Raw genomic sequence first — 21,948 nt, forward strand, 5'->3', positions numbered from 1 at the left:
AATCCTCTTATTTTTTTATCGATATTGGGCCAAATAATCAGCAAAACTGACGCTGCTATCTTGCTCGAGTTGCTGTTGTTGCTGCAATGACTTTCGTGACATTTCTTCAAAATAAGCCAGGGTTTCCGGGCTGAGCTGATGCGCTTCATAGACACTGCTGTGTTGCTGGGCCAGATGTTGGCCAAAATGCCACATACTGCCCTGTTCACGCGTATCCCCGACCACTAGGGCAGACAAGGTGGCATCGACTTCATCGACCCGGATCCTCATGGTTTTTAGAGCATCAGTATATAAGGTGGTGTCATAGGCCGAATTTAACAGCTTGGCCAGGGGATGCATATGTTGCAAATGCATGGCACACCAGTCTTCAATCGGATAAGACTGACCATTTTCCATAATTGCCGCATTTGGCGCACGGCCACGATTCACGACCTCGGCCTGATTCTGCTCAATGATATCCTGTTCATCGCTGAGGAGCGCCGGACTGTCCTGCAATAAACAGTACAAAGCTACCACTTCGAGGAAGCCGGCCGTATCTTCATTAATCCCAATCGGGCTATAGGGATTGACATCGACGGCACGTAACTCGACATAGGCAATCCCGCGATTTTCAAGGGCCTGTGACGGGGTTTCACCCGCGAGTGGCACCTGTTTCGGGCGCACTAAGCTGTAATATTCATTTTCGATTTGCAACACATGATCATTGATCTGGATCGGCTGGCCATTGGCATCATCTAGTCCCAGACGACTAAACGGTTTATACGGCGTTTTAACGGCTTTTTGCAGTCCGTCCAGATAGTCCTGCAAATTATTGTAGTGAATACCGAGCTGTTTCTGCGCAGAGTTTTGATAGCCAAAACGTCCCATACGCAGCGCGGTCGCATAAGGCGAATACAAAGTGCCTTTCACCAATGGCAGCAAGAAATGATCACGGCCAGTCATAAAGCACTGGCAGACTGCCGGACTGGCCCCGATCAGGAACATCACCAGTGGGGTCAGACGAATAAAGTTACGGATCAGGCCCATATAGCGATGGCTGCGATAATCCTGCAAGCTCAATGCTTTCAGCGCTTCGTCCTGTTCCTGCTGTTGCAGTGCCTCGAAGAGATGGTCCGGGAAAGACAGGTTGTAATGCACACCTGAAATCGTCTGCATACGGCGGCCATAACGCACACCTAGACCATGACGATACAAGGTTTTAAATAAACCGATATTCGAGCTGCCATACTGTGCCAGCGGAATACTGTCATCGCGGCTGTCCAGCATACACGGCATCGACAAAGGCCAGAGCTTTTCATCATTTTCCAGATGGCGATGTACAATTGCATGAATATCGCTGAGATAGTCCAGCGCCTTTTTAATACTGTCTTGTGGCGGAGTAATAAACTCCATCAATGCTTCAGAATAGTCCGTGGTGATATGTGGATGAGTCAAGGCTGAACCCAAGGCACGAGGATGCGCTGCCTGTGACAGGAAACCATCACTTTGCATACGTAAGCTTTCACGCTCGATACCACGCAGCATGCCTTTGATGAGTGACGACTCGACCCAGGTCGGTAACACATTTTGGGAAGTCGATTCAGGTTGACTCATTACAATCTCGCTTAAGGGGGCTAAATTATTAAATTAAAATCATCGGTTTAATCAGTATAACGTGATTTCGTGCCGGCACATGACAGGCTGCCTAGTTTTCAGGCAAACTATTGATTTTTAATTTGGCAAATTTTTAACACAAACTTCCTCTATAAGACATGGAAAATTTGTGATTTTATTAACAAATAGATGCTAATGAATTGTAAATATTATGAATTATCAAGATATTTTAGACTTCTGGTTTCATGCGGACAGCCAGCCCTTATGGTTTAGCCAAAGTCATGAATTCGACCAAAGTATTGCGCAGCAGTTCATGAGCACCCATCAGCAGGCAGCCCGGGCTGAACTTTGGGGCTGGCGTAAAACAGCAGAAGGTCGGCTGGCCGAAATTATTGTGCTAGATCAATTTTCACGAAATTTATTCCGTGATTCTCCCCAAGCTTTTGCCCAAGACAGTCTGGCACTGGCCTTGGCTCAGGAAACCATCAGCCTGAATCTAGATCAACAGCTCAGTCCGGAACAGCGTGCCTTTCTGTATATGCCATTTATGCACAGCGAATCCAAACTGATTCATGAATTCGCCTTAAAACTGTTTCAGCGTCTGGGCAATCCGACCAATCTGGAATTCGAGAAAAAGCATAAAGTCATTATTGACCGCTTTGGACGTTACCCGCATCGGAACCAAATTCTGGGTCGTGAATCGACCAATGAAGAACTTACTTTCCTGACCCAGCCCGATAGCAGTTTTTAAGATTTTTTAAGACCGGCTGTCTGAACTGGATCATTGCATCAGGAGATCGAACATGAAAAACATGCTACTGGGATTGAGTATGATTGCTGCCATCAGCCTGACTGGCTGTGCAACCACACCCTCAAAGCCCTTAACATTTGATCAGTTAGGTCGCTACAGTACCACTCCCCTCAATAGCAACACTTACCGTATCAGCTTTCAGGCCCGTCCCAATATGAGCTTTGGCACAGCTGAAGAAATTACCCTGCTCAAAGCCGCACAGACTACCGTACAAAATGGCTTTCAGTTCTTCAGGGTACTGAATGATCCAAGTAACCGTACTCAACAACCTCCACGGCAGGCCATCGTCTATCCGGCACCGAGCTTTTATCCGTACGGGTATTACCGCCGATATCCGGGGTTCTGGCCAGACCCATTCTATGACCGTCCCTATACCGTGACTCTGGATCCTGCCCAGGTGGCCTATACCATTGAATGCTTCAAGGCCAATCAGGCGCCTCAAGATGCCTTTGATGCCCGCTTGATTTTACATTCACTTGGGGCTAAATATGGTTTAAGTCCATCCGGTGCAGTGCTGCAACCGCAACCGGCCAATCCCTCCTGACAGGATGATCTATGCAGACAGAGCGTATCTCCCCGAGCTTACAACGCAGTAAACGTTTCGCGACCATCGCCCTGATGGTCGCCGTACTGACCTGGTTGGCATTGATGGTGGCAGCCAAATTGCTACCTGAATATGTCTGGCTCATTCATATTCTGATGCTCTCGGCAGAAGCGGGTGTGGTCGGTGGTCTTGCGGACTGGTATGCGATTACCGTGCTGTTTCGTAACCCTTTTGGCAGATTGCCCATTCCCAAGTTTTTACGCGACCATACCGAAATCATTCCACGCAACAAGGCCCGTATTGCAGAGTCGATGGGCCGTTTTGTGCAGGAAAATTTTCTTTCTCCGCAAATTGTACAGCGCAGTCTGGACAGTACCGACCTGAGTCTGGCTGCAGGACGCTGGCTGGCCAATCCACAAAATAATGTCCAAGTGACTCAGGTCATTCAACAGACGGTTCCTAAAATCTTTGAATTTGTCGGACAGGAACAGATTGCCGGATTTATCCAGAGCAACAGTGTGCAATGGGTCAAAAATACCCAGATCAATACCCTGGCCAGCGAAATGCTGCATGCCGTTCTGGACAATGATTTCCATCAGGATGTACTACAGCGCGGACTGGATGTGGTGCATGCCTGGATGACCTCACATCCTGAACAAACCCGTGAGCTGACCCGTAACCTGTTTAAGGAAATGGGCGTGTGGAAACTGGCCAAAGGCGCCAGCTGGATCGGGATTGACGTGCAGCAACGCAGTATTGATTCCGTGATCGGGCGCGTTGAAGCCATGCTGGCCGATCCAGATCATCCATGGCGACTTAAAATTGAGAGCATGGGACATAGCTGGATGTTACAGCTGGCAGATAATGACAGTGAAGCCAGCCAGCGTCTGAATGAAACCAAAGATGCCTTACTGGATAGTCCACAAGTGCTGAATTTTATCAGCGGTGCGGTGGTGATTTTATGTGATGCGATCAAGGCAGACTTGCAAAAACCTGATTCGGGTATTGCGGAAAATCTCAGAATTGCCATTCAACAGGTCGGAGAAAATATCATTTCGAATGCCTCGGTACGTGAGCTGCTGAATAAACGTCTGAGCTCTATCGCGGTTGACCTGAGTGACCAGTACAGTGAAAAAGTGATTCGCTTTATCAGCGAGCGCATTCACGAATGGGATTCAAGCGAGATGATCGACAAGATTGAAAATGAAGTCGGCGGTGACCTGCATATGATCCGGGTCAATGGTGTCGTGGTCGGTGCCTGTATCGGTCTGGTGCTCGGGATTATCCGGGCGGCGGTAGAGCATTTAATTTAAAGCTGATGAAGCTATTTCCTCTTACAGCCCAGCTTTTAAATCGTCAGAGAGCTGCCCCCACCCGATTAAATTCAAAAATGATCACTTGGGTGGCTGAGGTCCGGACATATCGACCAATAGCCCAGTGAATTTGCGTACGAACGGCAATAAGGTCACCACAATCGGAAAAGCAATCGCCCAGGAAATCATCCAGTTATGAAACCAGAGTGCCATAAATCCATCAATCCAACCAAGATTGCGCAGCATATTGATCATGGAAATAATGCCACTCATCAGGCAGGACAGGATAAAAGGCACAATAATCAATGCCCATTTTGCAGGGAGTTTGGGAATATGACCGATAATGGTCGGACGTTGTGATGCAGCCACGACATGCTCTTTTTACTGTTTTCAGATGACTAATATAAGCCAAATTCTGTACGGTGAAGCATTGTTTTTTTCATCTGAAATGTTGAGCTAAAAACTGGTTTTATTTTCACGGGATTAATCCGGTTATTACCCCTTTCTCTAGTTCAAAATTTCTGGTGAAGTGATCTTCTACTTTTTATTCCCTAGAAATGCTTTTACCTAAACAGCCTGAAATTTGCTATATTTGCTGTTTTTCTGCGATCTCTATTTTCGACTGATTATGAATACGGCAATACAAGCAGCTCTCGATCATGCAGTGCACACTTTACAGGCACAAGGCGTACTCCCATCTGACTGGAACAATACAAGTAATTTGACGCGTACCAAAGACCGAAGCCATGGTGACTTTGCGTCGAATATTGCCATGATCGCGTCGAAAGCTGCGGGTATGAAGCCACGTGATTTAGCGGAAAAAATTCTTGCTGCCCTGCCTGAAGTGGCGGATATCAGCAAGGCAGAAATTGCCGGTCCTGGTTTTATTAACTTCTTCCTGAATGCTGACCAGCGCTTTGCAGTCCTTGATCAGATTCAGGCACAACAGGCGACTTATGGTCGTACCCAGGTCAATGCGGATAAACGTATCCAGGTTGAATTCGTGTCTGCCAACCCGACCTCTAGCCTGCACGTAGGTCATGGTCGTGGTGCTGCGTATGGTATGACGGTTGCGAACTTGCTTGAAGCGACCGGTGCAAAAGTAGATCGCGAATACTATGTCAATGATGCTGGCCGTCAAATGGACATTCTGGCGACTTCGACTTATCTGCGCTACTTAGAATTAACGGGTCAGGAACTGGTATTCCCGAAAAATGCCTACCAAGGTGACTACGTTAAAGAAATCGCGCAAAGCATTATTGATCAGGATGGCGACGCCTATGTACGTCCTGTGGCTGACGTGTATAAAAACGTGCCTGAAGATGTACAGTTTGCAGCTGAATTAGATGCAGATGGCAATAAAGTCATATTGTCTGGCGATAAAGAAAAACACATTGATGGTTTGATCTTTAATTCACAAGCGTTAATTGGCACAGGCTACCGCGTATTCTTGCAAGCCGCGCTTAAAGCGATTCTGGATGATATTAAAGATGACTTGGGCGAGTTCGGTGTAACCTTCAATCAGTGGTTCAGCGAAGAATCATTGACAGACAAAATTGAAGAAGCCTTACAAACCTTAGATCAGCGTGGTTTCCTGTATGAACTAGATGGCAACATCTGGTTTAAATCCACTGCATTCGGTGATGAAAAAGACCGTGTCGTGAAACGCCGTAATGGCCAGACCACTTACTTCGCGTCTGACATCGCTTACCACCTGAACAAATTACAACGTGGCTATACCGATATCATCGATATCTGGGGTTCGGATCACCACGGTTATATCGCCCGTGTAAAAGCGGCCATTGATGCACTGGGCTATGATTCGAAGAAATTAACGGTTCTTCTGGTTCAGTTTGTAAGCTTATGGCGTGGCGGCGAGATGGTACAAATGTCATCCCGTTCAGGCCAGTTTGTGACCTTGCGTGACCTGCGTAAAGAAGTTGGCAATGATGCTGCACGTTTCTACTACGTAATGCGTAAGTCTGAACAGCACATTGATTTTGACCTTGATCTTGCTGTGTCACAAAGCAAGGACAACGCCGTGTATTACATCCAGTATGCACACGCCCGTATCTGTCGTATGTTAGAAAAAGCAGCGTCTACAAATGTCAACTTTGATGCTATAGCGGCACGTAATTTAGCGGCTAAGCTGGAGCTTGATGCTGAAACTGAAGTCCTGGCCAAGCTGGCTGCCTACCCAGAAATTCTGGTACGTGCTGCAAACAGCTATGAGCCACATCAAATCGGTAACTACCTGAAAGAGCTGGCAGCATTGTTCCACGGCTGGTACAACGACAATAAAGTACTCGGTGATGATGCTGAATTGACTCAGGCACGTTTACTGTTATCTGTGAACGTGCGTCAGGTACTGCGTAACGGTCTGGAACTGCTTGGCGTATCAGCTCCTGAGAGCATGTAAGCAAAACACTGTTTTGCATGCTCGCAAGGCGAGAGCTAGGCTCGAAGTGAGCATGTAAGCAAAACATTGCCGTTTATCTGCCGAGCAGACATTTTGTAACTTTAGCTATGTGCTTGAAGATACAGATAAATTAAAATTCTGTGTGATTTGTGATCTAGAGGATGACTTTTGTATCCTGATCACATAGGATGAAGTGATAGTAGGGGCATAACTGCTGTTATGCCTTTTCTATATGTCCCGATTAATAAGAGGAAAATCCCAAGTGTTTGGAAAAACGCAGCGCGGTGTATCTGAAAGACCGAATAAGCCTAAAAAGCCACTTATTCCAACCTGGCTCGGCACACTCGTGATCATTTTAATCGTGTTAAGTTTTTTAATGGCACTGATGCTCTGGAAGCCATGGGAACCGGTCAAACCGAAAACTCAAACAAGTGCTGAATCTGTCCAAGAAGAAGATACCAATAAAGATTACCGTTTTTATGACCTGTTACCACAGCAACAAGTGACGCCTATTCCTGAACAGGCCGTCCCTGAAAACAAAAATCAGGATACGGTAGTAATTGTAGAAGCGCCTCGACCTGAAGTAGCTCCACCTGAGGCGACCACAACTGAGCCTGGCTTAGAAGCCAGTGAAGCGCCTGTTGCCGCTCCGGCCAGTTATATTCTGCAAGTCCGCAGCTTTGATGACCCGGATCAGGCCGATGCCCGCCGTGCTGAAATTATTCTCAATGGTTTATCTGCCGATGTGGTACGCAGTGTAGAAAATGGCAAAGTCTGGTATCGCGTGGTTTCAGGCCCTTATGATTCTGCAGAAGCCGCGATTATCGCACAGCAAACCTTGCAGAATAGCGGGATCGATTCCATCGTCGTGAAACGATAAATTTCTAGAAATAAAAAAAAGCGCCTGATGGTGCTTTTTTTATTTGGATCTCTCTAACCGTCTCCTTAATAGGAGAGGAAATCCCCCTTTTTTAAAGGGGGACTGAGGGGGATTTTTATTTATTCTAAACGAGAAAATATTTAATCCCTCCAACCTCCCTTTAATAAAGGGAGGCTAAAATCTTTAAACTGTATGCCCCAGCGCTTCACCCATATTCACCAAAGAATTGGCCTTGAACGCGGCATCCCATTGCATTTTATTTTCTTCAAATAAAATCACTGCCGTTGAACCGAGGTAGAAACGCCCCAGTTCTGCCCCTTTTTCCAGGAACAGATCATGCTGATTAAGTTCGATCCGGCCTGAAGGCTTCACTTTGCCGGTTGCCACGGTTTCAATACCCGCCACAATCATCGCACCGACCAATACCACCGCCATACGGCCGATTTCAGTATCAAACAGACAGACCATACGTTCATTGCGTGCAAACAGGCCCGGAATGTTTTCTGCGGTCACCTGATTGACCGAGAACAACTCACCCGGTACATATAACGTTTCAGTCAAGGTGCCAGCAAATGGCATATGCACCCGATGATAATCACGTGGCGACAAATATACAGTCGCGAATTCACCATTCTTGAATGGCTCGGCCAGTTGCGGATCAGCAATCAGGGCTTCAACGGTAAATTTCTGGCCTTTGGCCTGAAACACATCGCCATTTTCAATTTTACCTAGCTGGGAAATCGCACCATCTGCTGGCGAAACAATGCTCGTAGCATCTGGATCAACCGCACGGATACCTTCTTTTAGGGCACGCGTAAAAAATTCATTAAATGACTTGAATTTCAGGGCATTGGCCTGTTCAGCAATCGACATATCAATGCCATACTGCGCCTTAAAGGCAGTAATTGCAGCAGTTTTGATAATCGGGTTTTCGCTGGCGGCAATTTTACCCACCACCCGAGACAAGCGATGTTGCGGTACTAATCGTTGAGCTTTAATAAAAAACTGTTGTTTTAAACGTGATGTGATGCTCAAGATGGCAGCTCCCCTGTAGCGATTGGACTATCGAGGCGGTTGCCCCATTCACTCCACGCACCATCATAGGCTCGAATTTTCCAGCCCAGTAAACGACCCAGAATATAGGCCAAACCTGAGCGGTGATGGGACTGGCAGTACACCACAACGGGTTGATTCAAATCAAAGCCCAGTTGTTCCAGACGCTGCTGAGTACGTGGTAAAGGCTGTAATTTTAAATGATTTTCACGATTAAGGGCAGTACTCCATTCAAAATGACGTGCTCCCGGAATGTGACCGCCGCGTCGAGCCGCTAAACGTAGGCCAGTATATTCATCTTGTGTACGGCAATCCCAAACTTGAACCTGTTGATTTTCAACCTGTTGGCGCAGTTCATCATAGCCAATCTGAAAATTCGCCTGATGCTCAAGATTGACCTGCAACACGTTCTTCACTGGTGCAAACTGTTCCTGATTGGAAGAAGTCGGCAAACCGGCACCAAGCCAGGCATGAATCCCGCCATTCAATAGGCTGGTATTTTCAAAACCCAAACAATGCAGGTTCCAGAGCAAACGCCCTGCCCATGCCCCGCCCTCATCATCATAAGCCACCACATGATGTTCAGGAGAAATATTCAGATAATCAATGAGAGCCTGCAAGCCTTCCGCATCCGGCAACAGTCCCATTGCCGTTTCTTCCTGACGCACCAGAAGTTTAGGCTTTAAATGCAAGGCGTGCGGAATATGCAGCTGCTCATACACAGAGGCACGGCTCAGGTCGACAATACGAAGTTTTTCATGGCCCAAATAGGGAACTAAATCTTCTGCCTCAATCAGCAGGCCAAAATTAAAAGCTGCAGCGGTCATCGTTATCATGGCTATTATTGGTCAAATCCTGTTGATCTTAGCACAGCTGGTTTTTACACTGATGCGCTTTCTTTGCAGATGATTAGCAAGATTTTAGCTAAACCTTGGTCTTAAATAAGCTTGCATAAAAAAACCGCCTCTATCTAGAAACGGTTCTTAAAAATTATGAATTGTTCAAACTGACTTAAGCAGGTTCATTGATCTCAAAAACCTGACGTAAATAGGCCAGGAACGTATCATTATCGGTCATGGTCTTGCCCGGGCTGTCCGAGATTTTGGCCACTGACTGACGGTTACATTCCACCAGTTTCAGCACAATATTGAGTGGGGTTTGCCCCATATCATTGGTCAAATTGGTGCCGATCCCGAAACTGACCTGAAAGCGGTCTTTAAAGTATTGATGCAGTTTCCAAGCTTTTTCCAGATTCAAGCCATCACTAAAAGTCAGCATCTTGGTTTTGCTGTCTATTTTCAGCTTTTTGTAGTGTACATAGGCCTTGTCACCCCATTCATAGGGATCGCCACTGTCATGACGCAAGCCATCAAACAGTTTGGCAAAGTACAGGTCAAAGTCACGCAAGAATGCATCCATACCGACTACATCGGTCAAGGCAATGCCCAAGTCACCACGATATTCCTGCACCCAGCTTTCCAGTGCAGATTTCTGGAAATTACGCAGACGTACGTCCAGCGCCTGAAAAGCTTGCAGGAATTCATGCGCCATGGTGCCAATCGGGGTAATTCCCAGCTCTTTGGCTAACAGTACATTACTGGTACCACGAAACACATGCGGTGCGGCTTTGTGAAATTCTTCGACGACATGCTTTTGCCAATCGAAACTGTAACGGCGACGCGTACCAAAATCTGACACCAAAAATGGTGGATCATTGGGGTTTTGCGCAGCATCATACTGTTTTAATAGCTCGATTTTGGCTTTTAAACGGTGTTCGCCTTCAGCCAACACTTCAGGCGTGCGAATGCGGCTGAAATACAGTTCATTGACAATCGCCAGTACGAAGATCTCGAACATCATCGCCTGAACCATCGGGCCTTCCACCACAATATCCAGACGGCCTTGACTGTCGATACTGGCCTTGATGAAACGGCGCTTGAGCTGGAACAGTTCCAGATAATCCACAAAATCGCTTTTGATAAAACGTAAGCTTCTTAAATATTGCAGTTCATCTTCTTTGAATTTGAGCTGACACAGCAGGTCCAGTTGATGATTGAGATCATCCAGAATATCCGTCAGTGGATAGACTGTATCTTCCAGATTACGACAACGGAAATGGTAGACACTATGCGTTTGCGGAAACTTGTGTAAGACCACTTGTAACATGGTGAATTTGTACAAGTCAGTATCTAACAGAGAATGGATAATTGGAGCCATAACTAAGGGAATATCGCTGTGCTTATCTCTGCATTAAAGCATAAAAAGTCGTGCAATAATGCAGGATTTACGTACAGCTGGCTGTATTTGCGACAAAAGTATCAGAAGCATAACCCGCTTTATTTCTGTGATTTGACCTGAGCTTTTTCCTGTTCCTGAATCAGTTTCTGCAACTGTTTTTCCTGACCAATCACCTTGGCAAATTCGGCTGTGGTCTTTTGTCCGTTTTTTTGCACCTGGGCATCACAATCCACCTGACGCAACTGCTTGGCAATCGCAAATTCCATCTTGAATAAAGCCCCCATCAAGGCCGTATTGCCTCGATTGTCTCGAGCGCAGCGGTCTGCCCCATGCTTAAGCAAACTACTGACAATATCCTGATGGCCATAATAAGTCGCCATCATCAGTGGTGTATAACCGTCTTTATTGCGTACATCGACCGGAAAGCCATGTTTCAAAAATTCATGAATGACTTCGCTATTGCCAATTTTGGCAGCAGCAAAGAATAGGTCGACCAATTCCTGTTGTGAGTTCATCTGAACATTGTCCACGCTTTTAGCGGGGGAGATATCCTTCGCGACAGTCACGTTTGCGAATGCGGAACCTATCGTGAGAATACTGGCTAAAAACACAGATGACATAACTTTCATGATGAACTCCAGCAGAAATCGAAGGGGAATTTAAGTCTTGAAAGACTGAATTGTCCTGAGTTGAGATGAAAAACGGAGTGCCTGTAAAACTCCCCCTAGGGTGCAGGAAAGGTTTGGAGTATTACAGGACTTTTTGGAGGTGATGCGCTATGCCCTAGTCACCAGTTCCTCAAGACCAATCGGGATTAGTCTTTTAATTTTGCAGCTTTGGCTTTAACAGTCGCCAGGTTACCGTTCACTGCCTTGGTCATGCGGGTACCGTAGTCAGCATCTGCCTTGTAGAAGTAAGACAACATGATGTGCTTGGTTTCTGAATCTTTCACTGCACCTAAGTCAGCAGCAAGGTTCATGATCAGGTCATCTTTCTCTTTAGCCGTGTATGAACGGTACAGCTCACCTGCCTGCTTGAAGTTCTGCTCTTTCACACCAATTTGCTGTACATGACCAGATAATGGTGTTTGTACCGCACGTGCTTTTTCAGTGGCAGCTTTTGGCTCTTTACGGCTTGGCTCATAGTTCACATCCGAGTCACGCTCAGAGATATTCATGTAGCCATCCTGATTATCGTTGTTCACATTTACCACTGGACGGTTCACCGGAATTTGCTGGTGATTCGCGCCTAAACGGTACATTTGGGTATCTGAGTAAGAGAAGATGCGGCCTTGTAGCAGGCGGTCTTCTGATGGCTCGATGCCCGGAACCAGATTACCTGGCGCAAATGCCGACTGTTCAGTTTCGTTGAAGAAGTTCTTCGGCATACGGTTCAGCGTCAAAGTACCCACTTTGGTTTCTGGCACCAGCTCAGTTGGCCAGATTTTAGTTGGATCTAACGGATCAAAATCAAAGCTGTTTAGATCTTTAGGATCAATCACCTGGATATACAGATCCCATTTCGGGAAATTACCTGCATAGATGTTGTTATAAAGATCATTGGTCAAGTGGTTGAAATCTTTACCTTGCTGTTCAGCCGCTTCTTTCACGTTCAGGCCCTTCACACCCTGTTTAGAGCGGAAGTTGAATTTCACGTACTTGTATTCGCCCTTGTCGTTATACAGTTTGTAGGCATGTACACCGAAACCGTCCTGTTCGCGGTAGCTGGTTGGGACACCTTGCTTGCCATAAACATAAGTCAGCATGTTGGTTGCCCAAGGCTGGCTCGACAGGAAGTCAAATACACGGTTGGCATCTTGTACATTGGTGACCGGGCTTGGTTTCATCGCATGGATGAAATCCGGGAATTTGATCGCATCACGGATAAAGAAGACTGGCGTCTGGTTACCAACCAAGTCCCAGTTACCTTCCTGGGTATAGAACTTCACTGCGAAACCGTGCGGGTCACGTAAAGTCTCTGGTGAACCTTTACCATGAATTACGGTAGACATACGCACAAAAACTGGAGTTTTGGTACCGGCCTTGAATAAAGAAGCAATTGTTAAATCAGACAGATCTTTCGTAGTAACGAATTCACCATAAGCCCCTGTACCACGTGCGTGAACCACACGTTCAGGAATACGCTCGCGACCAAAACGTTGCAGTTTTTGAACCACTTGCACATCTTGCAGCAAAGTTGGACCTTGTGGACCCGCAGTGATCGAGTTCTGGTTGTCGCCAACTGGTGCCCCGTTATCTTTGGTTAATGGCGCAGCTTGGGCAGCTGTCACCGTTGCAAGCATTGCAACAAGTAATGAACGCTTAAACATTTCTAAATCTCTCAATTTAATACCTTTCCTGCATGCAGCTAAGATACTTGAGAGTAAAAAATAGATAAAACAGATAATTTTTATGCTTACGATCGTGTTTTTAGATAGTTTAAAATATTATCAATGATAATCAATAAATTAAGCCCGTTTTTTAGACATTAACTTAATAATAGATGAGTCTGATCTTGCTACAATGGCGGCATTTTTAAATCTGACTGAAATTGATTATGCGTGCATTATTACAACGGGTACTGGAAGCCCAAGTCGTGGTCGATGGTGAAACCACCGGAGAAATTGGCAAAGGTATTCTGGTTTTTCTGGGCTTAGGTAAAGAAGATAATCTGGAAAAAGGCAAAAAGCTGATTGATAAGATATTGAAATATCGCTTCTTTGATGATGAACAGGGCAAAATGGGCTGGAATGTTGCCCAAGCCGGAGGTGGTTTGCTTCTGGTTTCACAATTTACCTTGATGGCACAGACCCACAAGGGTTTACGTCCAGACTTTGGCCCGGCCATGCCACCTGCCGAGGCTAAAGCACTTTATGAGCAGCTAGTAGAATATGCTCAACGCCAGTTTGAACATGTACAAACCGGTATTTTTGCCGCTGACATGAAAGTGCATCTGGTCAATGATGGGCCGGTGACATTTAATCTGGAAGTTGAATAAGTTTTAATTATTCCAGAATTCAAAAAGCCCTCATATTTGAGGGCTTTTTTTATTTAATCCTCCCCTAGCCCCTCCTTTAAAAAGGAGGGGGAACTAAGCGGAAGTTTCTTATTTACCAGTTTTTTCTTTAATAAACTGACGTACCATTTTCACTTTTTCTTTGACTGGCTTTGGCAATTTTGGTGGAATCATCTTCGCCACTTGGTTAAACCAGACCAGCAGGCCGAAGTCACCTTCCATTTTGATCGTGCCACTTTGCATGCCGGTCATAAATGCCGTCGGGTCACCTTTGACCAAGGTCTTTACACCCTGCTCACTGTCAGCAAACTGCAACACAAAATCAGCTTTTTCAGCATCACCCGAAACCGTATCGATATGACCGTTATCCACAATAATCTGACGTGCCATGCCTTCATCCGTACCAATCTGAATACGGAATTGACGTCCATGTACCAGTTCAATGAATTTTGGGCTGGTACGTGCCAACTGCTTCATACGTAAAGCTAAACCTACGACCAGTAAGTCCAGCGGATCTGTACTCATATCGATAAGAGGAAGTTTTAACACAGGAATGGATGACAGTTTCATGGAGGATGCCTATTCTAATTGTACGAAAATTGACAAATATCCTAGCATAGTTCTGGACTAGGTGGATTATGCAGTTTGTATCATATTTCCAAACTGAAAAATGCACCCATGGGTGCATTTTTTTCATTGCAACTTGTAGAATTAACGGCTTGAAAGCTGCTGCTGGTCGTCTTCATACACTGGCGTATGTTCGATGCAACGGCGTTTTGCTAAAGCACGCTCAGCACGACGATCTTCCCGCAACAACAGGCCAGTCACGACCATCATGACCGCAGTTAACGCGCTCAGATAACTATACGTCATTGGTAGCTCAAACCAGGTTTGAGTTCCTACACGAATCACCTCGATCAGGCCCCATACCAGCATCCCGGCCGCCATAAAGCTTAACCAGCGACGATAAGGCGAGAAGAACACAGCAAGCACAGCTACAGCGACTAAACTGAAGCCCACAATCGTTGCTAAATTCGCTGTTACCATATAACCCCCTCCATCCAGATAGATAGTTTCCGCTTGATATTGCAACGCTTCTATCTATTGAATTTCGTTAAATCAATAAAATGGAATCTGTTGATTTGTATCTCTACGCCTGCATTATGCTGAGTTTTTTGCATAAAAAAAGTCCTGTCATCCAGCCTAACGACATACTTTGTCGCGATATTATATTGTCATTACATTTTTTGCTTTTCACATTTTTGTGGATCAACGACTGCGCCAATGTTGGCGTGTCATTACAAAATTATCAGTAGTTTTTTTAAGTGAAAAAATTATTTTTCCGTTTAAGATGATCGATGTTTTTGTAGCCATATTTCAGCTATTCCTTATATCACTCACCTCATAAGCAATAAAAAACGCGACCTCTGGGTCGCGTTTAAAATCAATCAAAGCCTGTACTTATGCACGGTTCAGGTCTTTATCATGTACGCCGAGCAGATACAGCACACCGTCCAGACCGACGCTAGAAATCGCCTGATTGGCATTTTGGCGTACCAGAGGTTTGGCACGGAAAGCCACACCGAGTCCTGCAATAGATAACATTGGCAAGTCATTGGCGCCATCACCGACTGCAATGGTTTGTTCCAGGGAAATTCCCATCTCCTGGGCGATTTCACCGAGCAAGAGTGCTTTGCGTGCGCCATCGACGATATGGCCTTTGACTTCACCGGTAACGACACCATCCTGCACATCGAGCGCATTGGCATGCACTTCATCAATATCCAGTTTAGTTTGCAGATATTCTGCAAAATACTGAAAACCACCTGAAAGGATTGCAGTACGGTAACCTAGTGCTTTTAAAGTCGAAATCAGGCGTTCCGCCCCTTCGGTAATGGTCAGGCGCTCGGCAATTTTCGGAAGTACCGATGCGTCCATACCTTTTAATAAAGCCACACGGGCACGGAAGCTTTGCTGGAAGTCCAGCTCGCCTTGCATGGCACGTTCGGTAATTTCAGCGACCTGCTCACCAACACCGGCTTCAATTGCCAGTTCGTCAATAACTTCCTGCTCGATCAGGGTCGAGTCCATATCAAAGCAAACCAGACGGCGGTTACGGCGATAGGCATTATCTTCCTGTACCGCGACATCGACATTAAGTTCAGTGGATAAACGCAAACAGGCCTCACGCATGGCAGCTGCATCTAGCATTTGTCCACTTAAACCGAACTGGACACAGGCACGTTTTGGCCCGCTGCTCTGGCCATCTAAAGCGGGGCGACCAGACAGACGGGTCACGGTTTCAATATTAAAGCCCTGACCCGAGACAATCTGGGTCACGGCTTGCAGATGAGAGGCATTTAATTCAGGGGCCAATGCCGTTACGATATAACGTGTGCGTCCACCCTCTTTGACCCACTGATCATATTCAGTCGCAGAGATCGGTTTAAAGCGCACAGTTAACCCGATATCATGTGCTAGAATCAGGATCTCCTTCATGGCTAATGCTGTCGCTGTCTGGTCTTCAGAAGCTACAACAATACCTAAGGTTAACTGATTATGAATAACCGCTTGCCCTACATCTAAAATCTGTAGGGAATGGGCGGACAAAACCTGCATTAATCGTGTAAATTGATTAGGCTGGTCAGGTCCTAAGAATGATATAAGAATGATTTCTCGCATGAATTGACTCGGGTCTGAGCTACAACTATTGTTAGAATCATAATCGAAATTGAACAGAATTGCCTTGGAAGTTTACGTTGAATGCGCCTAGACAAGGGCTATTTGCTAGCCTATTGATTGTAAGTTTTGCTCTGCATACCTTTTTACTGGTATTGGCAACCACTCACCAACTGAATGAAAACCGTGCCAATCAGGGACAGCTGATCACCAGTCAACTGGTGACAGACAGCCTGTCTGAGCTTGAACCGCCCAACCGCGTTTCTCTGGCTTTGCTGGCAAATCGTTATGCCACCAATCCAAGTGTCGCTTCCATCCGGATTCTAGATGCGAAAGCTCAGGTTTTAGCCACTGGCGGACTGACCAAAACCCGCGAGGGTGAAGTTTTTGTCCGTGATGCGCTGCAAAATGAGAAAAAAGTCGGTGTGATTGAAATCACCCTGATTGAACCAAGTATTGGTGAAATTCTGCGGACACAATGGCTGGCAATTCTGTTCTCGTTCATCATTCATGGTCTGCTCTGGGTCGCTTATCGTGCCGTGGCACGTCCAAGCCGAACCGAATATCTGGCGCGCATCAATAACGAATCGCGGCTGAAATTCGAGATTCAGACCCTGACCCAGGCATTGGAACAGGAAAAGCATAATGCGGCACTGGCGATTGCCCAGGCCCAACAGGCAGTGAAAAACAAAGCCAAAGAAAAGGAACATAAGCCGGCAATACTGGAGAGCGATAGCCTGAGCTTAAACATCCAGTTCTACGATCCAAAACAGTTACTGGATAGCGTGAATAAAACCGTTTCAGTGCCTTATTTCAATCTCTGTCAGATTTTTCTGAATAAAGCCACCGAACTCTGTGTGCAACGCTATAAGTTGAATAGTTCTGATATTTGTACCGTACATAAATTTGATGAAAAAGGTGCCACCATCAGTATCGCGGCAGACAAACCGAATGCCCTGGCCTGCCTGACCATGATCAGTGCTGTGTTCCAGCTGCTTTCGGAAGTCCTGTATAAACGCTATCGTGAAGAAAAACGTTTTGTGCTACAAACCCGCAGCGCGATTGCTTCTAAAGTCGAGGAGATGCAGCTCAGCTCGGTACAGGCCGCTGAGCGCCTGACTCAGCATCTGGTCGCGAAAGAAAGTGCCTTACATGTACCGAACACCTTGCTGAAAGATGTGAGTGATCACTTCCAGCTGGTCAGCATGCCGAATCCAACCAATGTCCTGACCCGTCATGCTTTTGTGGTGAATGGGATGGATGCTGAAAGCGCCGAGCTGGCACAGACTTTTAGAACCGAAATTCTAAAATCCAAACAGTCCAAAGCCTCATAAATATCCCTGAATGTTGCAATTAAAAAAGCCGGATTCAACATCCGGCTTTTTTATGGGTATAAAAAATACGCCAGTGTGTCTTGGACTACCCTTTAAATTTTTAACTGTTTTTGTTCCAGCAGATATTGCTGGGCATTATAAGGCTGGGCCGGATCCTGACAGGGAACTTTATGCCACTGACCATCGGCATCTAACTCCCATGCATTTTGACAGTCTTTTAAATAGCTGATCAGACCATCTTTATAAATCCGTTTTTTCAGCTCTGGATCCAGCACCGGGAAACAGGTTTCGACCCTAGAAAACAGGTTGCGCCCCATCCAGTCAGCACTGGCACAATACAGTTTCTTGGCGCCGCCATGCTCAAAATAATAGACCCGGGTATGTTCCAGGAAACGCCCAACGATTGAACGTACCTGAATATTTTCTGACATGCCGGTGACTTGTGGAATCAGACAGCAGATTGAACGGACAATGAGGTCAATTTTTACCCCAGCCTGCGAAGCCTGATACAGGGCAGCAATTAATTGCGGTTCGGTAAGCGCATTCACTTTGATAATGATATGTGCGGCTCTGCCGGCCAGGGCAAATGCCTTTTCCTGATCAATCAGTTTCAGCAGTTCGCTATGCAGGGTAAACGGTGCATGCAGCAAGGCTTTCAGTTTGGCCATTTTCCCCATGCCGGTCAGTTCCTGGAACATGCGGTGCACATCTTCACAGATATCCGGCTGTGTGGTCATCAGGCCATAATCGGTGTACATGCGGGCATTCCCGGCATGATAGTTTCCGGTACCCAAATGCGCGTAACGCAGTAATTCCTGATTTTCACGCCGGACGATCAGAATCATTTTGGCATGGGTCTTATAACCGACGATACCATACACCACCACTGCCCCGGCTTCTTGCAGGATATTGGCCACCATAATATTAGATTCTTCATCGAAACGCGCCCGCAGTTCAATCACGGCCGTGACTTCCTTGCCATTCCGTGCAGCTTCTGCCAGCACCTGAACAATTTCCGAGTCCGGACCACTGCGATACAGCGTCTGCTTGATCGCCAGCACCGCCGGATCCTTGGCCGCTTCGCGCAGTAAAGTAATCACCGGCTGGAATGAATCAAAAGGATGATGCAGCAGCACATCCTGCGCCTTCAAAATTTCAAAAATGCTTTTCTGTTTACGGAAAATTTTCGGAATGACCGGACTAAAATGCGGATACTTTAATTCCGGACGCTCAAAACTGGTACTCAGGCGGGACAAATTGATCGGTCCATCAATCCGGTACAGTTCCTGTTCCGTCAGATCAAATTCATCTAGCAAATAGTCGATGATGTTCTGTGGAGAGTCATTTTCAATTTCCAGACGTACTGCACGACCAAAGCGGCGCGATGACAATTCGTCTTTTAAGGCCACTGCCAGATCGTCAACATCTTCCGACAATACCAGATCGGCATTGCGGGTAACCCGAAAGGCATAACATCCGGTCGCTTTCATGCCGGGAAACAAATCACTGATATGCTGCTGGATGATCGCAGTCAGAAATATCTGGGTGGTATTGTTTCCGGTGACGTCTTCCGGAATTTTAATCAGGCATGGCAAGGAACGTGGTGCTGGCACAATCGCCATCTCGATTTCACGGCCAAAGGCATCTTTACCTTCCAAGCTGATAATAAAGTTCAGACTTTTATTCACCAAACGTGGAAAAGGATGTGAAGGATCCAGACTGATCGGGGTCAGTACCGGTTGCACTTCTTTGGCAAAAAAGGCTGCAATCCAGGCCTTATGTTTTTCCAGAAGATCCTGATATTGAAGAAACTGAATACCCTGCGCCTGGAGTTCAGGCAGAATTGCATGATTCAGAACCTCATACTGCTTGTTAACTGTGGCATGAATGGACTGGGACAGTTGTTGTAGAACCAGCTCGGTAGGTACAGCATCAGGCGTCCGGGTAGTCGCATTCAGGTCTTGCTGTTTCATCAGCCCGGCAATCCTGATTTCAAAGAACTCATCCAGGTTACGGGAAAAAATAATCAGGAAGTTTAAGCGCTCTAAAATCGGTAAATTCGGATCGAGTGCTTGTGCCAAGACACGACGCTGAAATTCAAATAAGGAAAGTTCCCGATTAAAATAGGTCGCTGACGAATGCTGAAATTGTTCCATGCCCTCTCAATGCTGCTGATTACAGTCTGTTGTTTCACATCATTGAGGGGCGATCTTAGGCAGACTTCATGACACTTATGTTACAAAGCTCGATAAATCCATATAAATTAATATTCTAACTTTTTCACATTACAAAAAATCTGGTTCCCAGCTTTTTTTTGCTGTCATCAAACGGCAATTAGGTGTCCGTTTTTTCAGTTTGTCTGGCAGCCCAATAAGTGGCTAAAGCTGGTCCTGAAATATTATGCCACAGACTGAAAATGGCGCTTGGCAAAGCAGTCATTGGAGATGCAGCAAAATGGGTCGCAGCTAAGGTCACACCCAGACCAGAATTCTGCATCCCGACTTCAATGGATACTGCACGACAGTCTATTTCTGCCAAGTGAAATATGCGACTGGCCCAATAACCCAGTAAATAGCCCATACCATTGTGTAAGGCCACGATCCCTAAAATCATTAAACCGGACTCCAGAATCTGGGTTTTGCTGCCGGCAATAATCGCCGCGACAATTGCCACAATCGCAATCACAGAAATCAACGGCATCACCTGAATATAGGCCGTGACTTTTTGCTTGAGTATCGCCCGTACGATTAAGCCCAGAATAATCGGGAATAACACCACCTGTAAGATCGACACCAGCATCGACCAGGCATTGATCTCAATCCACTGACTGGCCAGCAGATAGAAAATTGCTGGAGTTAAAATAGGAGCCAGTAACGTAGAAACTGAAGTACAGGCAACAGACAAGGCGGTATTGCCCTTGGCCATATAGGTAATCACATTGGATGCAGTTCCGCCCGGACAGCAACCCACCAAGATTACCCCGATGGCAATCTCTGGTGGCAGCTGGAACAGCTTGCACAGCAAAAAGGCCAAACCCGGCATCACCATAAACTGGGCGACGACACCAATTGCCACAGCTTTCGGACTTTGCAAGACACTTTTAAAATCTCCCACGGTCATGGTCATGCCCATGCCAAACATAATGATGCCCAACATCCACGGAATATAAGCCCGTAACCAGACAAAAGCATCAGGGATCATCAAGGCAATACCGGAAAAAAATACGACCCATAAAGCAAAGGTTTTTTGGACAAATTGGCTAAACTGGAGCAAGGCTGACATGGGTTTCATCCAGATGACATTAAGGGAGAAAAAGTAAGATAAAACAGGCACCCGTTGACGCCTGAATTTTTATATTTAAATATAAATAAGATCAAAGGAATATTTAAGTTCTATCCCTATTCAGCTTTAAGCTGCTTGAACAATATCTTTCACATAGATACGTTTTACGCCATGCGACAGCATATCCTGCCAAGCATGTTGCAAGGAACCATTCAGGTCAATGCCCTTGGTGGCATCGGCAATCACATAGGTCTTAAAGCCCAGTTTGCAGGCATCGATTGCAGTCCAGGCCACACAAAAGTCCGTAGCAATCCCGACCACAAATACGGTATCAATCCCACGTTCACGCAGATAACCAGCAAGACCGGTAGTGGTTTTCTGGTCGGCTTCCATAAAGGCCGAGTAACTGTCGATCTGGGAATGAAAACCCTTGCGAATGATGAGTTGTGCTTGCGGTAAATTTAAATCCGGATGCAGTTCGGCATCGCGTGTCCCTTGCACGCAATGCTTTGGCCATAAAACCTGACTGCCATAATCCAGCTGAATGCTGTCATAGGCTGCTTTGCCGGGATGGTTGTCTGCAAAAGAGATATGGTTGTCCGGATGCCAGTCTTGGGTCAGGATAATATGCTTAAAATGCTGCCCCAATAGATTAATATTTGGAATAATCTGGTCAGCATTGGCTACAGCCAGATTGCCTCCCGGGGTAAATCCTCTTTGTACGTCTACGACCAGTAAAGCAACATTATTCTGCATCTGTTTTCATCCATTGAAATCTCGATTTATG

At 46.1% G+C, this 21,948-nt stretch carries 20 protein-coding genes; 7 read left to right on the plus strand and 13 right to left on the minus strand.

All coding sequences use genetic code 11. The features are described 5' to 3' along the window. Positions 1–15: 15 nt before the first annotated feature. Positions 16–1,593: a glutamate--cysteine ligase gene (gshA, locus tag G4D73_RS08955; RefSeq protein WP_213686576.1), complete on the minus strand. Its 1,578-nt coding sequence runs from the start codon at positions 1,591–1,593 to the stop codon at positions 16–18. A gap of 211 nt (positions 1,594–1,804) precedes the next feature. On the opposite strand from gshA, the gene G4D73_RS08960 reads away from it, so the two are divergent. Genes G4D73_RS08960 through G4D73_RS08970 form a run of 3 tightly spaced genes read left to right on the plus strand, consistent with a single transcriptional unit; the run spans position 1,805 to position 4,261 of the window. After that, positions 1,805–2,344 carry a DUF924 family protein gene (locus tag G4D73_RS08960; protein WP_213686577.1) on the plus strand — a complete coding sequence of 180 codons (540 nt, stop codon included), beginning with the start codon at positions 1,805–1,807 and terminating at the stop codon, positions 2,342–2,344. Between the two features lie 52 nt (positions 2,345–2,396). Next, entirely contained in the window at positions 2,397–2,948 is a 552-nt protein-coding gene (locus G4D73_RS08965; protein WP_005108177.1) for a CC0125/CC1285 family lipoprotein, read from the plus strand. 11 nt (positions 2,949–2,959) lie between these two features. Next, on the plus strand, positions 2,960–4,261 hold the full coding sequence (locus tag G4D73_RS08970; RefSeq protein WP_213686578.1) for a DUF445 domain-containing protein: 1,302 nt from the start codon (positions 2,960–2,962) through the stop codon (positions 4,259–4,261). 81 nt (positions 4,262–4,342) lie between these two features. On the opposite strand, the gene G4D73_RS08975 is transcribed toward G4D73_RS08970, so the two are convergent. Further along, positions 4,343–4,630: a DUF2798 domain-containing protein gene (locus G4D73_RS08975; RefSeq protein WP_004647201.1), complete on the minus strand. Its 288-nt coding sequence runs from the start codon at positions 4,628–4,630 to the stop codon at positions 4,343–4,345. Positions 4,631–4,889: 259 nt separating this feature from the next. On the opposite strand from G4D73_RS08975, the gene argS reads away from it, so the two are divergent. Continuing rightward, positions 4,890–6,680 carry an arginine--tRNA ligase gene (gene argS / locus G4D73_RS08980; protein ID WP_213686579.1) on the plus strand — a complete coding sequence of 597 codons (1,791 nt, stop codon included), beginning with the start codon at positions 4,890–4,892 and terminating at the stop codon, positions 6,678–6,680. A gap of 262 nt (positions 6,681–6,942) precedes the next feature. Next, positions 6,943–7,560, plus strand: coding sequence for an SPOR domain-containing protein (locus G4D73_RS08985; RefSeq protein ID WP_004281265.1), 618 nt, complete (start codon positions 6,943–6,945; stop codon positions 7,558–7,560). Positions 7,561–7,743: 183 nt separating this feature from the next. Here the strand turns inward: G4D73_RS08985 and asd are convergent, their stop codons facing one another. The 5 genes from asd to G4D73_RS09010 all read right to left on the minus strand — a co-directional run bounded on the left by asd (position 7,744) and on the right by G4D73_RS09010 (position 13,180). Then, the gene (asd, locus tag G4D73_RS08990; protein ID WP_004729088.1) at positions 7,744–8,595 is read right to left on the minus strand and encodes an archaetidylserine decarboxylase; all 852 of its coding nucleotides are present in this window, start codon (positions 8,593–8,595) and stop codon (positions 7,744–7,746) included. Then, on the minus strand, positions 8,592–9,440 hold the full coding sequence (locus G4D73_RS08995) for a sulfurtransferase (RefSeq protein WP_213686580.1): 849 nt from the start codon (positions 9,438–9,440) through the stop codon (positions 8,592–8,594). The genes asd and G4D73_RS08995 overlap by 4 nt, the downstream gene beginning before the upstream one ends. Before the next feature lie 184 nt (positions 9,441–9,624). After that, positions 9,625–10,830 carry a nicotinate phosphoribosyltransferase gene (gene pncB, locus G4D73_RS09000; protein WP_213686581.1) on the minus strand — a complete coding sequence of 402 codons (1,206 nt, stop codon included), beginning with the start codon at positions 10,828–10,830 and terminating at the stop codon, positions 9,625–9,627. 119 nt (positions 10,831–10,949) lie between these two features. Further along, entirely contained in the window at positions 10,950–11,480 is a 531-nt protein-coding gene (locus G4D73_RS09005; protein ID WP_213686582.1) for an ankyrin repeat domain-containing protein, read from the minus strand. 185 nt (positions 11,481–11,665) lie between these two features. Beyond that, positions 11,666–13,180: a catalase gene (locus G4D73_RS09010; protein ID WP_213686583.1), complete on the minus strand. Its 1,515-nt coding sequence runs from the start codon at positions 13,178–13,180 to the stop codon at positions 11,666–11,668. Positions 13,181–13,407: 227 nt separating this feature from the next. Between G4D73_RS09010 and dtd the strand changes: the two genes are divergently transcribed. Next, on the plus strand, positions 13,408–13,848 hold the full coding sequence (gene dtd, locus G4D73_RS09015; RefSeq protein WP_213686584.1) for a D-aminoacyl-tRNA deacylase: 441 nt from the start codon (positions 13,408–13,410) through the stop codon (positions 13,846–13,848). A gap of 108 nt (positions 13,849–13,956) precedes the next feature. Here the strand turns inward: dtd and G4D73_RS09020 are convergent, their stop codons facing one another. The 3 genes from G4D73_RS09020 to serB form a co-directional block, all read right to left on the minus strand. Continuing rightward, the gene (locus tag G4D73_RS09020) at positions 13,957–14,436 is read right to left on the minus strand and encodes an SCP2 sterol-binding domain-containing protein (protein WP_213686585.1); all 480 of its coding nucleotides are present in this window, start codon (positions 14,434–14,436) and stop codon (positions 13,957–13,959) included. A 141-nt stretch (positions 14,437–14,577) separates the two neighbouring features. Further along, positions 14,578–14,913 carry a ciprofloxacin tolerance protein AciT gene (gene aciT, locus G4D73_RS09025; RefSeq protein ID WP_004647188.1) on the minus strand — a complete coding sequence of 112 codons (336 nt, stop codon included), beginning with the start codon at positions 14,911–14,913 and terminating at the stop codon, positions 14,578–14,580. 414 nt (positions 14,914–15,327) lie between these two features. Next, a complete protein-coding gene (serB, locus tag G4D73_RS09030; protein WP_213686586.1) occupies positions 15,328–16,548 on the minus strand; it encodes a phosphoserine phosphatase SerB in 1,221 nt (406 codons plus the stop codon). Between the two features lie 77 nt (positions 16,549–16,625). On the opposite strand from serB, the gene G4D73_RS09035 reads away from it, so the two are divergent. Beyond that, the gene (locus G4D73_RS09035) at positions 16,626–17,879 is read left to right on the plus strand and encodes a hypothetical protein (protein ID WP_005108186.1); all 1,254 of its coding nucleotides are present in this window, start codon (positions 16,626–16,628) and stop codon (positions 17,877–17,879) included. A gap of 92 nt (positions 17,880–17,971) precedes the next feature. Here G4D73_RS09035 and ppk1 read toward each other — a convergent pair whose 3' ends face one another. From ppk1 to pncA, 3 genes are all read right to left on the minus strand, one after another. After that, positions 17,972–20,035: a polyphosphate kinase 1 gene (gene ppk1 / locus G4D73_RS09040; RefSeq protein ID WP_213686587.1), complete on the minus strand. Its 2,064-nt coding sequence runs from the start codon at positions 20,033–20,035 to the stop codon at positions 17,972–17,974. Positions 20,036–20,213: 178 nt separating this feature from the next. Beyond that, positions 20,214–21,161 (minus strand): bile acid:sodium symporter family protein, encoded by a 948-nt coding sequence (locus tag G4D73_RS09045; RefSeq protein ID WP_213686588.1) that lies wholly within the window; start codon positions 21,159–21,161, stop codon positions 20,214–20,216. A 126-nt stretch (positions 21,162–21,287) separates the two neighbouring features. Next, positions 21,288–21,917, minus strand: a complete 630-nt coding sequence (gene pncA, locus G4D73_RS09050) for a bifunctional nicotinamidase/pyrazinamidase (RefSeq protein WP_168730588.1) — start codon at positions 21,915–21,917, stop codon at positions 21,288–21,290. Positions 21,918–21,948 lie beyond the last annotated feature (31 nt).

The sequence above is a fragment of the Acinetobacter sp. WY4 genome (genome assembly GCF_018438165.1).
In the GTDB taxonomy this organism is placed as follows: Bacteria; Pseudomonadota; Gammaproteobacteria; order Pseudomonadales; family Moraxellaceae; genus Acinetobacter.